15 protein-coding genes are annotated in these 15364 nt (G+C 60.7%); 14 read left to right on the top strand and 1 reads right to left on the bottom strand.

Annotated features, from left to right (window positions below):
• Positions 1–45 precede the first annotated feature (45 nt).
• A complete protein-coding gene (locus tag ACNA0I_RS20110) occupies positions 46–951 on the top strand; it encodes a LysR substrate-binding domain-containing protein (protein WP_415807809.1) in 906 nt (301 codons plus the stop codon).
• A 40-nt stretch (positions 952–991) separates the two neighbouring features.
• On the opposite strand, the gene ACNA0I_RS20105 is transcribed toward ACNA0I_RS20110, so the two are convergent.
• A complete protein-coding gene (locus ACNA0I_RS20105) occupies positions 992–2758 on the bottom strand; it encodes a M61 family metallopeptidase (RefSeq protein WP_415807808.1) in 1767 nt (588 codons plus the stop codon).
• A 37-nt stretch (positions 2759–2795) separates the two neighbouring features.
• Between ACNA0I_RS20105 and ACNA0I_RS20100 the strand changes: the two genes are divergently transcribed.
• The 13 genes from ACNA0I_RS20100 to ACNA0I_RS20040 all read left to right on the top strand — a co-directional run bounded on the left by ACNA0I_RS20100 (position 2796) and on the right by ACNA0I_RS20040 (position 15225).
• Positions 2796–3572 (top strand): enoyl-CoA hydratase, encoded by a 777-nt coding sequence (locus tag ACNA0I_RS20100; protein ID WP_415807807.1) that lies wholly within the window; start codon positions 2796–2798, stop codon positions 3570–3572.
• 148 nt (positions 3573–3720) lie between these two features.
• A complete protein-coding gene (locus ACNA0I_RS20095; RefSeq protein ID WP_415807806.1) occupies positions 3721–5289 on the top strand; it encodes a DUF1254 domain-containing protein in 1569 nt (522 codons plus the stop codon).
• Between the two features lie 179 nt (positions 5290–5468).
• On the top strand, positions 5469–5900 hold the full coding sequence (locus ACNA0I_RS20090; protein ID WP_415807805.1) for an ATP synthase subunit I: 432 nt from the start codon (positions 5469–5471) through the stop codon (positions 5898–5900).
• Positions 5901–5968: 68 nt separating this feature from the next.
• Positions 5969–6850 (top strand): F0F1 ATP synthase subunit A, encoded by an 882-nt coding sequence (atpB, locus tag ACNA0I_RS20085; RefSeq protein WP_415807804.1) that lies wholly within the window; start codon positions 5969–5971, stop codon positions 6848–6850.
• Positions 6851–6966: 116 nt separating this feature from the next.
• Positions 6967–7209, top strand: a complete 243-nt coding sequence (atpE, locus tag ACNA0I_RS20080; RefSeq protein WP_003815363.1) for a F0F1 ATP synthase subunit C — start codon at positions 6967–6969, stop codon at positions 7207–7209.
• A 149-nt stretch (positions 7210–7358) separates the two neighbouring features.
• Positions 7359–7829 (top strand): F0F1 ATP synthase subunit B, encoded by a 471-nt coding sequence (locus ACNA0I_RS20075; RefSeq protein ID WP_415807803.1) that lies wholly within the window; start codon positions 7359–7361, stop codon positions 7827–7829.
• 12 nt (positions 7830–7841) lie between these two features.
• Positions 7842–8381, top strand: coding sequence for a F0F1 ATP synthase subunit delta (locus ACNA0I_RS20070; RefSeq protein WP_415807802.1), 540 nt, complete (start codon positions 7842–7844; stop codon positions 8379–8381).
• A 39-nt stretch (positions 8382–8420) separates the two neighbouring features.
• On the top strand, positions 8421–9962 hold the full coding sequence (gene atpA / locus ACNA0I_RS20065; RefSeq protein WP_415807801.1) for a F0F1 ATP synthase subunit alpha: 1542 nt from the start codon (positions 8421–8423) through the stop codon (positions 9960–9962).
• A gap of 100 nt (positions 9963–10062) precedes the next feature.
• Positions 10063–10968 (top strand): F0F1 ATP synthase subunit gamma, encoded by a 906-nt coding sequence (atpG, locus tag ACNA0I_RS20060; RefSeq protein WP_415807800.1) that lies wholly within the window; start codon positions 10063–10065, stop codon positions 10966–10968.
• A 43-nt stretch (positions 10969–11011) separates the two neighbouring features.
• Entirely contained in the window at positions 11012–12412 is a 1401-nt protein-coding gene (gene atpD / locus ACNA0I_RS20055; RefSeq protein ID WP_415807799.1) for a F0F1 ATP synthase subunit beta, read from the top strand.
• A 9-nt stretch (positions 12413–12421) separates the two neighbouring features.
• Positions 12422–12847, top strand: a complete 426-nt coding sequence (locus ACNA0I_RS20050) for a F0F1 ATP synthase subunit epsilon (protein ID WP_094824268.1) — start codon at positions 12422–12424, stop codon at positions 12845–12847.
• 285 nt (positions 12848–13132) lie between these two features.
• Positions 13133–13843: a response regulator gene (locus ACNA0I_RS20045; protein WP_415807798.1), complete on the top strand. Its 711-nt coding sequence runs from the start codon at positions 13133–13135 to the stop codon at positions 13841–13843.
• Positions 13840–15225 carry an ATP-binding protein gene (locus ACNA0I_RS20040; protein WP_415807797.1) on the top strand — a complete coding sequence of 462 codons (1386 nt, stop codon included), beginning with the start codon at positions 13840–13842 and terminating at the stop codon, positions 15223–15225. Before ACNA0I_RS20045 ends, ACNA0I_RS20040 begins: the two co-directional genes overlap by 4 nt.
• The last annotated feature ends 139 nt before the right edge of the window (positions 15226–15364 follow it).

The raw sequence follows: 15364 nt of genomic DNA, 5'->3' as shown, positions 1-15364 counted from the left end.
GCCGCGGCCATCTTGTTTGATATCACTTCCTTGACGGCTCATCTCATGGAACTACGCCAACTCCGTTACTTCGCCGTATTGGCAGAAGAGCTGAACTTCACCCGGGCCGCCGCGCGGTTGCATATTTCGCAGCCGCCATTGAGCCTGCAGATTGCGCAGCTGGAACGAGAGCTGGATGTGCGTCTGTTTGACCGGAACAATCGGCGGGTGGCTTTGACCGAGGCGGGCGCTGCCTTCCTGAATGATGTGCGTCTCACGCTAGGCCGTCTTGCCGATGCGACGCTGCGGGCGCGCGATGTGGATCAGGGGTTGGCAGGCCGCATCGAGATCGGCCTGTCTGGTTCCCATTTCATGGGGCCCGTGCCGGCATTGATTGCGCGTTACACGCAAAGGCATCCTCAGGTTTCGGTGTTGCTGAACGAGATGAATCCGGCCACCCAGCTTGAGGCCTTGCGAGGCCATCGCATCGACGTCAGCATCTCTCGGACCAAAGTCGATGATGAGGTGTTGCAGTCCGTGCCCTTGTGGTCAGATCCGGTGATGGCGGCACTGCCGCGCGGGCATGCCTTGTCAAACCGTCGCCGCCTGAAGCTCGTGGAGCTGGCGGATGAGACGTTTGTGATGTTGCGCCAGGAGACCTCGGGATTCGCTCGTGCGTTGGCGCAGGCTTGCGCCCAGGCAGGGGTGGCGCGTCGGGTGGCCCAGACGGTTGCCGAGGTGCCGGCGCAATTGGCGCTGGTCGAAGCGGGCCTGGGTGTGGCCCTGGTGCCGCGTTCAGCCTGCCAGCAGTTTGGTGATCGTATTGCGGCGTGCGTATTGCCCGCCAATGTGGTCAACGGCATGGTCTATGCCGTGACCCACAGGCAGGGCGGGCGGCGGGCGCTGGCGCCCTTTTTACGTGCCGCAGTAGAAATCGGGCAGGAGCAGCGCTCCGTTCCGAGTTCAGGCTAAGTCTGCACGGCGCCTGTTTCTACTGCCCTCTGGCGAGGCTTTACTGCGCCGTCGTCAATACACAATCCAGCGGTTCGGGCGCGGCCAGCCTGATCTGAAATGCGCGCAATTCGTCGCGCCGGAACACGTGAACAGTCACGCGTTCCCCGGGCCGGTATTGGGCGAGCAACTGATCCAGTCCCGCAGGTGCGTCGACACGCAGGCCGTCAACCGCAACCAGCACATCGCCTGCGGACAAGCCGCCTTTATGGCCAGCCCCGCCCTCCAGCACCGTTGCCAGCGTCAACGTGTCGCCTTGCTTGCGCGTGCGCACGTCCAGCGACGGAATGTTGAGCGTGGCTTTCCAATTCATGGCAATGCCGTGAGGTTCGAGCAGCTCGGCCAGCGGCACGTCGGCGGTGCCGTAGGCATAGCGCGTGATAAAGCGGCGGGTATCGACGCCCGTGGCTTCGCGGATCAGGGCGGGCAGGTCTTCTTCGCCCAGACCTTGAGCCTGGCCTTGATAAAAGGCCCGGCCGTAACGTTGCCACAACAGCCGCATGACATCATCCAGCGAGTGCGTCCCGGCGCTGTCGCGGCGGATCAGCAGATCCAGGCCCAGTGCGACCAAAGAGCCCTTGGTGTAATAGCTGACCAGCGCGTTCGGCGAGTTCTCGTCCTGCTTGTAATAGCGGGTCCAGGCGTCGAACGAGCTCTCCGCCACGGATTGTTTGTGCCGCCCTGGCGAGCGCGCCACGCCGGTGATGGTCTTGCCCAGCAGGCGCAGATAATCGGGCAAACCTATCGTTCCCGAGCGCAGCAGCATCAGGTCGTCGTAATACGAGGTAAAACCTTCGAATACCCACAACAGCCTGGTCAGGTCCGGTTGCTGCAAACCGTATGGCACAAAGGCGGCCGGTTTGATCCGTTTGACATTCCAGGTGTGGAAATATTCGTGGCTGACCAAGCCTAGAAACGTACGATAGCCCTCGCCCTGGCCTTGCTGGCCGATGACGGGCAGATCCTTGCGCGAGGCCATCAACGCCGTGCTGGCGCGATGTTCCAGGCCGCCGTAGCCATCGCCGACGACCATGGTCATGAATACATAGCGATCGCTGCTGTCCAGGAATGGCGCGCGCTTGGTGCGGGGCTCGAAAAACGCGATTTGCGTTTCGCAGATGCGGCGGGCGTCCTCGGTGATGCGCGCCAAGTCCAGCTTCGGGATCACGCCCGTAAAGACCAATTCGTGCTCGGCGCCGTGGGCGGTAAAGCGGGCAACCTGGGGTGTGCCCATTTCCACTGGATGGTCAATCAGGGCATCGTAATCGGGGGCATGGTACAGGCCGAATCCGTGTCGCCGCGCTGCACCGCGATGGCCGCGCGCCTCAGGCAGGCTGGTATAGACCTTCCAGCCGTCGATGCCGCGGGGCGGCGCCAGATCCAGCAGGCAGGGCTTGTGATCCTGGCCTTCTACGCGCAGAAAAACACTCGTCCCATTGAAAAAGCCATGGGTTTCATCCAGATGCGCGCCGCGCACGGACAAATCCCAGGCATAGACAATGTAGTCCACTTGCAGCGGCCCCGTACACGGAGCGACTTGCCAAGTATGGTTGTCCGATTTGGTCACCGCGACCGGCCGGCCGCCGGCGCGGGCGCGCAGGGTTTCGATCTGGCGCGAAAAATCGCGGATCAGATAGCTGCCCGGGATCCAGGCCGGCAGGGCCAGGCGCTGGCCGGCCGGATCGGGCTCCGGTATCGTCAGGGTAATCCGGTAACGATGGCCGGCGGGGTCGTGGGGCTCGAGGCGGTAAATTACGGATGTGTCCATTGCATTATCTTACTTGCACTTATTCAGGAGACAGTTGATGAGCGAGTCGTTTGTGTTGGTAGAGACCCGTGGCCGGGTGGGCTTGTTGACGTTGAACCGCCCCAAGGCGCTCAACGCACTCAACGACCAATTGATGAATGAGCTGGGCGCCGCCCTGCTGGCGTTCGAGGCCGACGAGGGCATAGGTGCAATCGTCATCACCGGCAGCGAAAAGGCGTTTGCCGCCGGTGCGGACATCGGCGCAATGAAAGACTGGTCGTACATGGATGTCTACGGCAGCGAATACATTACCCGCAATTGGGAAACCCTCAAACGTATCCGCAAACCCGTCATTGCCGCAGTCTCGGGCTACGCCCTGGGTGGCGGTTGCGAGCTGGCCATGATGTGCGACATCCTTATTGCCTCCGATACGGCGAAATTCGGCCAGCCGGAAATCAAGCTGGGCGTCATTCCCGGAGCTGGCGGGACGCAGCGTCTGCCGCGCGCCGTGGGCAAGGCCAAAGCCATGGATCTGGCGCTGACGGCCCGCATGATGGGTGCCGAGGAGGCCGAGCGCGCGGGGCTGGTGTCTCGCATTGTGCCGGCGGACAAACTGCTGGACGAGGCGATCGAGGCGGCGACGGTGATCGCCTCGATGTCATTGCCCTCGGTCATGATGGCCAAGGAATGCGTCAATCGTGCGTTCGAATCCTCGCTGAACGAGGGTCTCTTGTTCGAGCGCCGTGTATTCCATTCGCTGTTTGGTACCGAAGACCAAAAAGAAGGCATGGCTGCCTTCGTGGAAAAGCGTCCGCCCATCTTCAAGCATCGCTGATGGCGCCTCACGGGAGTTGCGGCCTGTAACCTTTGTGTTACCCCGGATGATCGCGTCCGGGCCTATTCTGTTAAAGCGTGATGCCGAAGAGGCCATCCTGGAGACGGGATGGCCGGCTCGTTTTCCTATAACGAACAAGGAGCCCTCCATGCCTTACTGCCGTGCCTCCCGGTCTACACACCGGTCCAAAGCCATACTCGCCGTTGCACTGAGCGCCGGTTTTGCTTGCGCCGCATGGGCGCAGTCGCCGCAGCCGTCGATGCGAATGGTGTCTCAGACTCCGGTTGTCAGTCCCGTCGTGTCGGCCCAAGAGCTGCATGAAATCGCCGTTGACGCCTATCTCTACGCCTATCCGATGGTTTTGATGGAGGCAACGCGACGTGCCTCGACGCAAGTGCAGAATCCGCTGGCGGGCAGGGCGCCGATGAACCAGTTCGGCCATCGCACCACATTCCCGGAGCCCGGCGCCACCGATGTCGGTTGGCCGAGCGCCGATATGTTGTATTCCAACCTGTGGTACGACGTCAGCTATCAACCTCTGCTCATTCGAGTGCCCGCCTCGGGCGGCCGTTACTACGCGCTGTCGCTGCTGGACATGTGGTCGGATGAATATGCGTCACGGGGCACCCGCGTGACCGGCAATGGCGAGCAGGCCTTCATGATCGTCGGCCCGAACTGGCAGGGCCACGCGCCGTTTGGCACCGATGTCGTGCGCAGTCCTACCGGCACCGGTTGGCTGATCGCGCGCATCCAGACCGGAGGTCCAGCCGAGTACGGGGCAGTGAATCAATTTCAGGCGAGCATGACAGCGACACCTGTAGCGGCTGCAGCGCCCACCCCGAACCTGGTGACGCCGTACAGGCGCGGCGCAGCCAAGCCCGCGACATGGCCGCAACAGCAAATCCCTGGCACGGGCCATACATTGACGGGCTCCGCGTCGCCCTCCATGACATCCACGTCCTATGTGACATGGGAGCCCCAAGGGTCTGCCGGGCAGCAAGTCGCGTCGATGTCTCCTGCCACGTTCTTCACTCTGTTTGCCGAGTTGTTGCGCACGAATCCGCCGCACGATAACGACAACGCCATTCTGACCCGCATGCAACGCATCGGCCTGGTGGGGCCGCAGCCCTTTTCTTACGACCGGCTCGATCCCGCCGTGAAGCAGGCGCTGGAGGAAGCTCGAGCCGTGGCGGGCCGCCGTATCGCCGATACGGTGACCCGATTGGGCACGCCTCTGAATGGCTGGAATACCGTGTTGTCAGGTATCGGTACGTATGGCACCGACTATGTCCGCCGCGCGGCCATTGCCTATGCCGGGCTGGGCGCAACCACGCCGAGCGAGGCGCTGTATCCGGTCACAGCCGTCGATGACGACGGCAGGCGGCTGCGCAGCGACGATGATTACATTCTCCACTTTGACAAGGGACAATTGCCGCCGGTCAACGCCTCGTGGTCGCTGACCTTATATAACGAGAGCAATAACCTGGCGCCCAATCGTGCGGGCCGATATACGGTACGCAGTACGGATCCGTTGAGATATAACGCGGATGGATCGCTGGATATCTACATTTCGCCAGATGACCCGGGATCGGGCAAGACGGCGAACTGGTTGCCGACGCCGGCCCAGGGACATTTCAGTCTCAGTATGCGTCTGTACTGGCCTGACGATCTGGCCTTGGACGGCGAGTGGGCGCCTCCGCCTGTAGAGCGCGATTGAGCGCCGCGGACGCAAGGGTGTTGTATCGTTGCGTCCGACACCGATTCCTTGGCCGCCGGCTATCTTTTGATTTGCTCGACTAGGGAAAAACCCGCTATACTTTACGGGTTTGACGCTTGCGGGATAACACGTGTGGTGAACCACCGCGCACGTCTTTAGCGCAAGAGCGGGGAATCCTGATGCAACAAAGCCTGGTAGAACAAAATCCGGTGCTTACTGATGCCGATCGCGCGGCACTTGATGCTCAGGCTTGCCGGGGGCTCTTGAGGGTATTGGCGGCGCAGGGGGCCATGGGGCTCGCAGCAGCGGCAATTGCGGGGATCATTGCGGGGACGGCGGCTGGTTGGTCAGCGCTGGCGGGAGCAGGGGCGTATTTTGTACCCAACGCATTATTTGCGTTGCGGTTGCTCGTGAACGTGCTCAAATCGGGCCGGGCGAGTCCTGTTACCTTTTTCCTCGGTGAGATGCTCAAGCTGCTCATGACGGCATTGCTGTTGTGGCTGCTGGCTCGAGTTGCGCATGACTGGCTGGTTTGGCCGTCGGTGCTGCTGGGTCTGGCTTTCACGCTCAAGGGCTATCTTCTGCTGTTGATGTTCCGCAAGTTGTCGTAGTTGCTTAGAAATCATGCAAACGGTCGGTTCGCGAGAATCGGCCACACAGCAAACAGGGTAGGGTTCAAATGGCAGCCGCCAGCGACGTATCGCCTCAGTCCGCGTATATACAGCACCATCTGGTGCATCTGAACAATATTGGCGAAAAACAATCCGTTATCGCCCAGTTCGACGTCATCAACTACGACTCGATATTCTGGTCCGTGCTGATGGGGCTGGCTGCCGTTCTGTTCCTCTGGGCTGCTGCCCGTCGTGCGACCTCCGGTGTACCCGGCCGTTTCCAGGCTTTTGTCGAAATGATCGTCGACATGGTCGACGAGCAGGCCAAGGGCATCGTCCATAACGCCAAGAGCCGTTTGTTCATCGCCCCGTTGGCGCTGACCGTCTTCATCTGGATCGTCCTGATGAACGCGCTCGACTTGATCCCCGTTGACCTCCTGCCTTCCATCATGCGCTGGACGGGGCTGGGTGCGCATCACGGCGATCCCATCTACTACCACCGTATTCTTCCTACCGCCGACCTGAACGTGCCCATGGGCATGGCGCTGGGCGTGCTGCTGCTGATGTTCTACTACGGCATCAAGATCAAGCACCCGGGCGGTTTCTTCAAAGAACTCTTCACTGCACCTTTCCATGCGCATGGCATTGGTGCGGTGCTGCTGGCGCCTGCCAACTTCCTGCTCAACCTGATCGAATACGCCGCGAAATCGGTGTCGCTGGGAATGCGGTTGTTCGGCAACATGTTCGCCGGCGAACTCGTGTTCATGCTCATCGCTCTGTTGGGCGGTGCCTGGACGGGCCTGAACGCTGCCAGCGTTGGTTTCGGTATTGGCCATGTGCTGGCCGGTTCGGTGTGGGCCATCTTCCACATCATGATCGTGCTGTTGCAGGCTTTCATCTTCATGATGCTGACGCTGGTTTACCTCGGCCAGGCTCACGAAGGGCATTGACCCCTTTTTCCCGGCACGGGCAGCCTTGTCCGTGCCGGGGCGCAAGGTTTTCTTGCATTCCAAGCAGTATCCGTTTTCTTACAATTTGACTTCAGATTTCTAACCAAGGAGTTGTCATGACCAACGTCGCTTTCGTTGCTCTCGCTTGCGGTCTTATCATCGGTTTGGGTGCTATCGGCGCTTGCATCGGCATCGCATTGATGGGCGGCAAATACCTGGAAGCTTCGGCTCGTCAGCCTGAACTGATGAACGCCCTGCAAACCAAGATGTTCCTGTTGGCAGGCCTGATCGACGCGGCGTTCCTGATCGGTGTGGGTATCGCCATGCTGTTCGCTTTCGCCAACCCGTTCGTAGGCTAAGCCCCACGGCTCATGGCAACGCCCGTCGCTGCGGTGACGGGCATGACGCCGGCGGTATGCGGAATCCTCCGCTGCAGGTCGGCAAAGTATCGAGTGCTCCGCGACGCCTATAGTGCGCCCGGGGCCGTAAGGTGTTAAAGGGAACGACCGTGAATCTGAACGCGACGATCTTTTTCCAGATGCTCGTGTTCTTCGTTCTGGGTTGGTTCACGATGAAATTCGTGTGGCCCCCCCTGACGAAGGCGATGGACGAGCGCCGCCAAAAAATCGCCGACGGCCTGGCCGCCGCCGAGAAGGGTAAGGCCGATCTGGCCCAAGCCCAAGCGCGCGTCAGTCTGATCGAGGCCTCTGCCAAGTCCGAAAACCATGCCCGCATCATCGAGGCTGAAAAGCAGGCTGCTGCGTTGATCGAGCAAGCTCGCCGCGAAGCCGAAGCTGAACGCGCCCGCATCATCGCCCAAGCGGCGCAGGATGCCGCGCAGGAAGTCCAGCGTGCTCGTGATGTGCTGCGCGACGATGTTGCCGCGCTGGCAGTCAAAGGTGCTGAACAGATCCTCAAGCGCGAGGTTGACGCCCGCGCTCACGCCGAGCTGCTGACCCAGCTCAAGGCGCAGCTTTAATCCGGGAACGCCATGGCTGAACTTTCCACTGTCGCCAGGCCGTACGCCGAAGCGCTATTCAGCGCAGCACGCGACGACAAGGCCGGCTTGCCGGCCTGGGCCGATCTCATCGGCGAGCTGGCCCAAGTGGCCGACAACGCCGACGTGCGCGAAGCAATGTCCGATCCTCGATTGGAAGACGCGCAGCGCGTCGAGCTGTTTACCGGCTTGATCAAAACCCAGCTGCCTCAAGCGGTTCGCAATTTCGTCGAACTGCTGGTAGCGAACGATCGTCTGCTGTTGCTGCCCATCATCGCCAAGCAATTCGTCGCGCTGAAAAATCGCCACGAAGGCACGGCGCAGGCGGAAATCACCAGCGCGTTCGAACTCAGCGATGCCCAGGTCAAAGAACTGGTCGATGCGCTCGAAATCAAATTCGGTCTCAAGCTCAGTCCCAGCGTCACCGTCGACAAGTCGCTCATCGGCGGCGTGCGGGTGGCGGTCGGTGACCAGGTGCTCGATACTTCCGTACAAGCCCAATTGGCCCGCTTGCGGGATACGCTGGCCGCTTGACGCGCGCACGGCCAGATAAACAGGATTCCAGGAGTCAATATGCAACTCAATCCCTCCGAGATCAGCGAACTGCTCAAGAGCCGCATCGAGGGCCTGGGCGCTTCGGCTGACATTCGTACCCAGGGCACCGTCGTGTCCGTAACCGACGGTATTACCCGTATTCATGGTCTGTCCGACGTGATGCAGGGCGAAATGCTCGAGTTTCCCAACAACGTCTTCGGCGTGGCGCTCAACCTCGAGCGTGATTCCGTCGGCGCCGTGATTCTGGGCGACTACACCGGTGTGTCCGAAGGCGACCAGGTCAAAACGACCGGCCGCATTCTCGAAGTCCCCGTGGGCCCCGAACTCAAAGGCCGCGTGGTCAATACGCTGGGCGTCGCGATCGACGGCAAAGGCCCGATCAACACCAAAGAAACCGACATCATCGAAAAAGTGGCTCCGGGCGTGATCGCCCGCCGCTCGGTGTCGCAACCGCTGCAAACCGGTATCAAGGCTATCGATTCGATGGTGCCTATCGGCCGCGGCCAGCGCGAACTGATCATCGGTGACCGTCAGACCGGCAAGACCGCTGTTGCTGTCGATACCATCATCAGCCAAAAGGGCAAGGGCGTTACCTGCGTGTACGTCGCCATTGGCCAAAAGGCATCGACCATCAACAACGTGGTGCGCAAGCTCGAAGAGCACGGCGCCATGGAATACACCATCGTTGTGGTCGCTACCGCTTCGGATTCGGCCGCTATGCAATACCTGGCTGCCTACGCCGGTTGCACGATGGGCGAATACTTCCGTGATCGTGGCGAAGACGCCCTGATCATTTATGATGACCTGACCAAGCAAGCCTGGGCCTATCGCCAAGTCTCGCTGCTGCTGCGTCGTCCTCCCGGCCGTGAAGCCTACCCCGGTGACGTGTTCTACCTGCACTCGCGTCTGCTCGAGCGTGCTGCTCGCGTCAACGAAGAGTACGTCGAAAAATTCACCAACGGCGCCGTCAAGGGCAAGACCGGCTCGCTCACCGCGCTGCCGATCATCGAAACCCAGGCAGGCGACGTGTCGGCTTTCGTGCCGACCAACGTGATCTCGATTACCGACGGTCAGATCTTCCTGGAAACCGACCTGTTCAACGCCGGCGTCCGTCCCGCTATCAACGCCGGTATCTCGGTGTCGCGTGTGGGTGGTGCTGCTCAGACCAAGGTCGTCAAGAAGTTGTCCGGTGGTATCCGTACCGACTTGGCACAGTATCGTGAACTGGCCGCCTTCGCGCAATTCGCCTCCGACCTCGACGACGCAACCCGCCGTCAGCTCGAACGCGGCAAGCGCGTGGTCGAACTGCTCAAGCAGCCGCAATACCAGCCGCTGCAAGTGTGGGAATTGGCCGTGACGTTGTACACCGTCAACAACGGTTACCTGGATGACGTGGACGTGGCACAGGTTCTGCCTTTCGAAAAAGCGCTCAAGGATCAGCTCAAGGCCAAGCATGCCGGCCTGATCCAGCGTGTCGAAGACACCAAGGAACTGTCCAAGGACGACGAAGCCGAATTGGCTGCCGCCATCCAGGATTTCAAGAAGCACGGTGCTTTTTAAGGCAATGTCTGGCGTAGCGGCGGGGTTCGTCCCCGCCCTACGGTAGGGCGGGGACGAGCCCCGGCCGCATCCCGCCAAGCCGTTACAACAGGAAAGCGCAATGCCCGGAATCAAGGAAATCCGAACCAAGATCAAGAGCGTGCAAAACACGCGCAAGATCACCAAGGCCATGGAAATGGTCGCTGCATCCAAAATGCGCAAGGCGCAGGAACGGATGCGCGCGGGCCGTCCGTACGCCAACAAGGTGCGCGAAATTGCTGCGCACTTGATGCAGGCCAACCCCGAATACAGCCATCCGTACCTGATCGAGCGCGAAGTCAAAGCGGTAGGCGTGGTGCTGGTCACCACCGACAAGGGACTGTGCGGCGGCTTGAACACCAACATCAGCCGAGTCGCGTTGGCCAAGCTGAGAGAATTCGAACAGCGCGGCATTGCTGTGCAGACGACGGCTTTCGGCAACAAGGGCCTGGGTCTGTTGACTCGTATCGGCGCCAAACTGGTTTCGCACGAAGTTCAACTGGGTGACAAGCCCGATCTCGACCGTTTGCTGGGCGCGATCAAGATTCAGCTCGATGCTTACCTCAATGGCGAGATCGACGCGTTGTATGTCGCGGCCACCCGCTTTGTGAACACCATGAAGCAAGAGCCGGTGTTCCTGCGTTTGCTGCCGCTATCTAGCGGTTTGGATGATCCCTTCCAGACGGGCGCCGAGACTTTGAGCAGCATCTCCGAAGTCAAATCGAACTACAGCTGGGACTACATCTACGAACCCGATGCCAAGGGTGTGATCGACGATCTGTTGCAGCGTTACGTCGAAGGCCTGCTGTACCAAGCCGTGGCGGAAAACATGGCTTCGGAGCAGTCGGCGCGGATGGTCGCGATGAAGGCCGCATCGGACAACGCTAAGAAGGTTATCGGCGAACTGCAACTGGTCTACAACAAGACCCGTCAGGCGGCGATCACCAAGGAAATTTCGGAAATCGTAGGGGGCGCGGCCGCTGTGTAAGCAGGCTGCATCCCGTCAAAAAGCTATCAAGCAAGGAATCGACATGAGCAACGGAACCATCGTTCAGTGCATCGGCGCCGTGGTGGATATTCAGTTCCCCCGCGATCACATGCCCAAGATTTACGAAGCCCTCACGCTGACCGACGACTCGTCGCCGTTCGCTGAAAAGGGTCTCACCCTGGAAGTCCAACAACAGCTGGGCGACGGCGTGGTACGTACCATCGCCCTGGGCTCCAGCGACGGCCTGCGCCGCGGCATGACCGTCGTCGGCACCGGCGCACCGATCTCGGTGCCCGTGGGTCACGGCACCCTGGGTCGCATCATGGACGTGCTGGGTCGTCCCATCGACGAAGCCGGCCCCATCGCTTCGGAAGAAAAACGCGCCATTCACCAGCCTGCGCCGCGTTTCGACGAGCTGTCGCCTTCGGTCGAACTGCTCGAAACCGGCATCAAGGTGATTGACTTGGTCTGCCCGTTCGCCAAGGGCGGTAAGGTCGGTCTGTTCGGCGGCGCCGGTGTGGGCAAGACCGTCAACATGATGGAACTGATCAACAACATCGCCAAGCAGCACAGCGGTTTGTCGGTGTTTGCCGGTGTGGGCGAGCGTACCCGCGAAGGCAACGACTTCTACCACGAAATGGAAGAGTCCAACGTGTTGGACAAGGTCGCCATGGTGTTCGGTCAGATGAACGAGCCCCCGGGCAACCGTCTGCGCGTGGCGCTGACCGGCCTGACCATGGCCGAGAAGTTCCGCGACGAAGGCCGTGACATCCTGTTCTTCGTTGACAACATCTACCGTTACACCCTGGCCGGTACCGAAGTGTCCGCACTGCTGGGCCGTATGCCTTCCGCCGTGGGTTACCAACCGACGCTGGCCGAAGAAATGGGCGTGCTGCAAGAGCGCATCACCTCGACCAAGACCGGCTCGATCACCTCGATCCAGGCCGTGTACGTGCCTGCGGATGACTTGACCGATCCGTCGCCTGCCACGACCTTCCAGCATTTGGATTCCACCGTCGTGTTGTCGCGTGACATCGCTGCGCTGGGTATCTACCCCGCCGTGGATCCGCTGGACTCGTCCAGCCGCCAGCTCGACCCGCAAGTCGTGGGCGAAGAGCACTACGCCGTGGCCCGTGGCGTGCAGCAAACCCTGCAACGCTACAAAGAACTGCGTGACATCATCGCGATTCTGGGTATGGACGAACTGTCGCCCGACGACAAACAAGCCGTGGCCCGTGCGCGTAAGATCCAGCGTTTCCTGTCGCAGCCGTTCCACGTGGCCGAAGTCTTCACCGGTTCGCCTGGTAAATACGTGCCGCTGGCCGAAACCATCCGTGGTTTCAAGATGATCGTCGACGGCGAGTGCGATTCGCTGCCCGAGCAGGCTTTCTACATGGTCGGTACCATCGACGAGGCCTTCGAGAAGGCCAAGAAACTGCAATAAGGATCTGATATGGCTACCCTGCATGTGGATGTCGTCAGCGCAGAAGAAGCGATCTTTGCCGGTGAGGCAAAGTTCGTGGCCCTGCCTGGCGAGGCGGGTGAACTGGGCATCTTGCCCGGCCACACCCCGCTGATTTCGCGCATACGCCCTGGTACGGTCAAAATTGTCCGTCCCGATGGCGCCGAGGAAAACATCTTCGTCGCCGGGGGCATCTTGGAAGTGCAGCCGGGTTCGGTGACGGTGTTGGCCGATACGGCCATCCGCGCTGCCGATCTGGACGAGGCCCGCGCCGTCGAGGCGCGTGCCAAGGCCGAAGAAGCCCTGCGCAACGCCAAGGACAAGGCCGATATCGCCGTTGTCGAAGCCGAGCTGGCCATGCTGGCAGCCCAGGCCGTGGCAGCACGCAAATTGCGCCAGACCCGCAGTACGCACTAAGCACGACGGATCGCATCTCTGGCGCATATCGCGTCAGATGCGAATCCGGATCGCAAAAAAGGCAGCCACGGCTGCCTTTTTTCGTTTATTTCCCTCCGCGACAGCACAGCGATGCCAACGGGGCGCCGCAACGCTCGAAATATGTCGTTCTTTGTCAATGCGGCCCGAGACGGTGTCATAACATGTCAACCGCATAGCGGACCCGCTATGTTGCGACAAAAAAAACCGCGTGCAAATCAGAAGCATAAAATGGATCCTCTCTTTCTTATGAACGAGGACCTCTGCGTGCACCGCTTACTCATCGTCGATGACGATGTGGACATCCGAACTCTGCTGGCCGAACAACTAGGCCGCGCGGGCTATCGGGTGGTTACCGCCAGCCAGGGCACTGAAATGCGCTCTATCCTGGACCGTGAACACATCGATCTGATTGTGTTGGACTTGAGCCTGCCCGGCGAGGATGGGTTGACCCTATGCCGGGATCTGCGGGCCAAATCCAGAACGCCCGTCATCATGCTGACGGCACGCGGCGAAGCCATCGACCGGGTGCTGGGCCTGGAGATGGGGGCCGATGATTATCTGGCCAAACCTTTCGAGCCGCGTGAATTGTTGGCGCGCATCCGTAACGTGTTGCGCCGCACCGAGGCGCTGCCCGTCAATCTCGAGCCGCTCGCAATCCGCCGAGCTCATTTCGTGGGCTGGATGTTCGACCTGGAGCGCCGCCACCTGGTGGATCCCAGTGGACGCGTGATCATGCTGTCGGGGGCGGAATTCCGCTTGCTGCGCGTATTTGTCGGGCATGCCAACAAGATCCTGTCGCGCGAACAACTGGCTTCGCTGACCGCGCGCCGTGAATACGAGGGGCAGGAGCGCGCCATCGATCTGCAGGTCAGCCGCTTGCGCCATAAATTCGGCACGGCTGGAGGCAGTATCGGCCCGATCAAGACCGTGCGCAACGAAGGCTACGTCCTGGCCGCAGCGGTTACCCTGGAATGAAACGCCTGCGCCGGTTCTTCGGCACGATGGCCGGCCGGCTGTTTCTGATCTTGCTGTTGGGGATGTCAGCCGCAGCATTGCTGGCGACCGTCCTGGCCGAAACCCGCCGCCAACAAGACGAAGAGCACCAGAACATGGTGCGGGCAGCCGATCGCTTGCATGGTTACGTCAACATGCTGGACAACAGCCCGGCGGAACTGCGGCAGCGGTTGATCGAGTTGGGCGGACCCGGTATCCATCGGGCGCCCTCTGATGTCCAGGCAGAGGAATTGGACACGACGTTCGCCCACGTATTGGCGTCGCAGTACGCGCGTTTTGCCCAGGCTCGTGTGCAGACGGCCGACGAGGAGGCATGCCGGCCCAGGCTGCGTGATTTCTTGCCACAGTCCGAGCAAGATGACAATTTCGATCCCGACATGCCAGAGCCGACGTGCCGCATTGTCCACATCCAACTGCAGGACGGCACACCCCTCGTGTTGGCCATGGGCGGCCCGCCCATTATGCACGTCAAGGCGCTAGCGGCAGACCCCGTTTATATCTCGCTGCTCACCCTATGTATCGGATTGCTGGCATTTACGGTGGCGCGTCTGGCCAGCCGGCCTCTGCGTCAGCTCGCGGATGCGGCCGACGAACTGGGTCAAAATCTGGAGCGGCCACCGTTGGTATTGCGCGGTCCGCTGGAAGTCCGCCGTGCAGCCGATGCGTTCAATGCCATGCAGCGCCGTCTGCAACGACACCTGGAAGAACGCACGCATATGTTGGCCGCTATCACGCACGATCTGCAAACGCCCATGACACGTTTGCGCCTGCGTTTCGAGGACGTCGCCGATGAGGCGTTGCGCGAGCGCTTGATTGCCGATTTAGGGGCGATGCGGGCGCTGGTCCGAGAGGGCCTGGATCTTGCTCGCAGCGCCGCCACGTCAGAGGCGCCCGTTGCGCTGGACCTGGACTCTCTGCTGGAAAGCATCATTGAGGATGCGGCAGAGACAGGCCATGACGCGGTTTTCGAACAGGGCTGTGGCGCAGTGTTGATGCTGCGGCCGTTGGCCATGCAGCGGCTTTTTTCGAATCTTGTGGACAATGCCCTGAAGTATGGGCATCAGGTTCGAGTCTCTGCCCGCGCCAACGAAAATGGGGTGGCTGTTGATGTGTGCGATGCCGGGCCAGGTATGCCTGCAGATATGTTCGAGGCAGTGTTCCAGCCCTTTGTCAGGCTAGAGACCTCGCGTTCTCGCGAGACGGGTGGCGTAGGTCTGGGGCTGACCATCGCCCGCACCTTGGCTGCCAACGATGGCGCTACCGTAACGTTGAGCAACCGGGCAGAAATAGGATTGCAGGCGACGGTACATTGGTCTCGTCCGCGTTATGCGGATAAGTCCTGACTGTTGCCCATCAAAGCCCCTCAATTTTCAGGATAGGCGCTACGTTGGCGTCGCCCCTATCATTTGGTGTCAAATAGATGGCGTTCTCGCGCGTGAGCGATCCAACGCCAAACTGGCCCTGTCCAGTGCATAAAAAGAA

The organism is Bordetella muralis, assembly GCF_965139205.1.
Taxonomy (GTDB): domain Bacteria; phylum Pseudomonadota; class Gammaproteobacteria; order Burkholderiales; family Burkholderiaceae_B; genus Bordetella_A; species Bordetella_A muralis.
The sequence above is the reverse complement of the archived record's forward strand: the minus strand, read 5'-3'. Positions and strand labels throughout refer to the sequence as shown.

Coding starts and splice junctions, on each gene's coding strand:
- ACNA0I_RS20110 (WP_415807809.1), top strand. CDS start 46: ATGGAACTACGCCAACTCCGTTACTTCGCCGTATTGGCAGAAGAGCTG.
- ACNA0I_RS20105 (WP_415807808.1), bottom strand. CDS start 2,758: ATGGACACATCCGTAATTTACCGCCTCGAGCCCCACGACCCCGCCGGC.
- ACNA0I_RS20100 (WP_415807807.1), top strand. CDS start 2,796: ATGAGCGAGTCGTTTGTGTTGGTAGAGACCCGTGGCCGGGTGGGCTTG.
- ACNA0I_RS20095 (WP_415807806.1), top strand. CDS start 3,721: ATGCCTTACTGCCGTGCCTCCCGGTCTACACACCGGTCCAAAGCCATA.
- ACNA0I_RS20090 (WP_415807805.1), top strand. CDS start 5,469: ATGCAACAAAGCCTGGTAGAACAAAATCCGGTGCTTACTGATGCCGAT.
- atpB (WP_415807804.1), top strand. CDS start 5,969: ATGGCAGCCGCCAGCGACGTATCGCCTCAGTCCGCGTATATACAGCAC.
- atpE (WP_003815363.1), top strand. CDS start 6,967: ATGACCAACGTCGCTTTCGTTGCTCTCGCTTGCGGTCTTATCATCGGT.
- ACNA0I_RS20070 (WP_415807802.1), top strand. CDS start 7,842: ATGGCTGAACTTTCCACTGTCGCCAGGCCGTACGCCGAAGCGCTATTC.
- atpA (WP_415807801.1), top strand. CDS start 8,421: ATGCAACTCAATCCCTCCGAGATCAGCGAACTGCTCAAGAGCCGCATC.
- atpG (WP_415807800.1), top strand. CDS start 10,063: ATGCCCGGAATCAAGGAAATCCGAACCAAGATCAAGAGCGTGCAAAAC.
- atpD (WP_415807799.1), top strand. CDS start 11,012: ATGAGCAACGGAACCATCGTTCAGTGCATCGGCGCCGTGGTGGATATT.
- ACNA0I_RS20050 (WP_094824268.1), top strand. CDS start 12,422: ATGGCTACCCTGCATGTGGATGTCGTCAGCGCAGAAGAAGCGATCTTT.
- ACNA0I_RS20040 (WP_415807797.1), top strand. CDS start 13,840: ATGAAACGCCTGCGCCGGTTCTTCGGCACGATGGCCGGCCGGCTGTTT.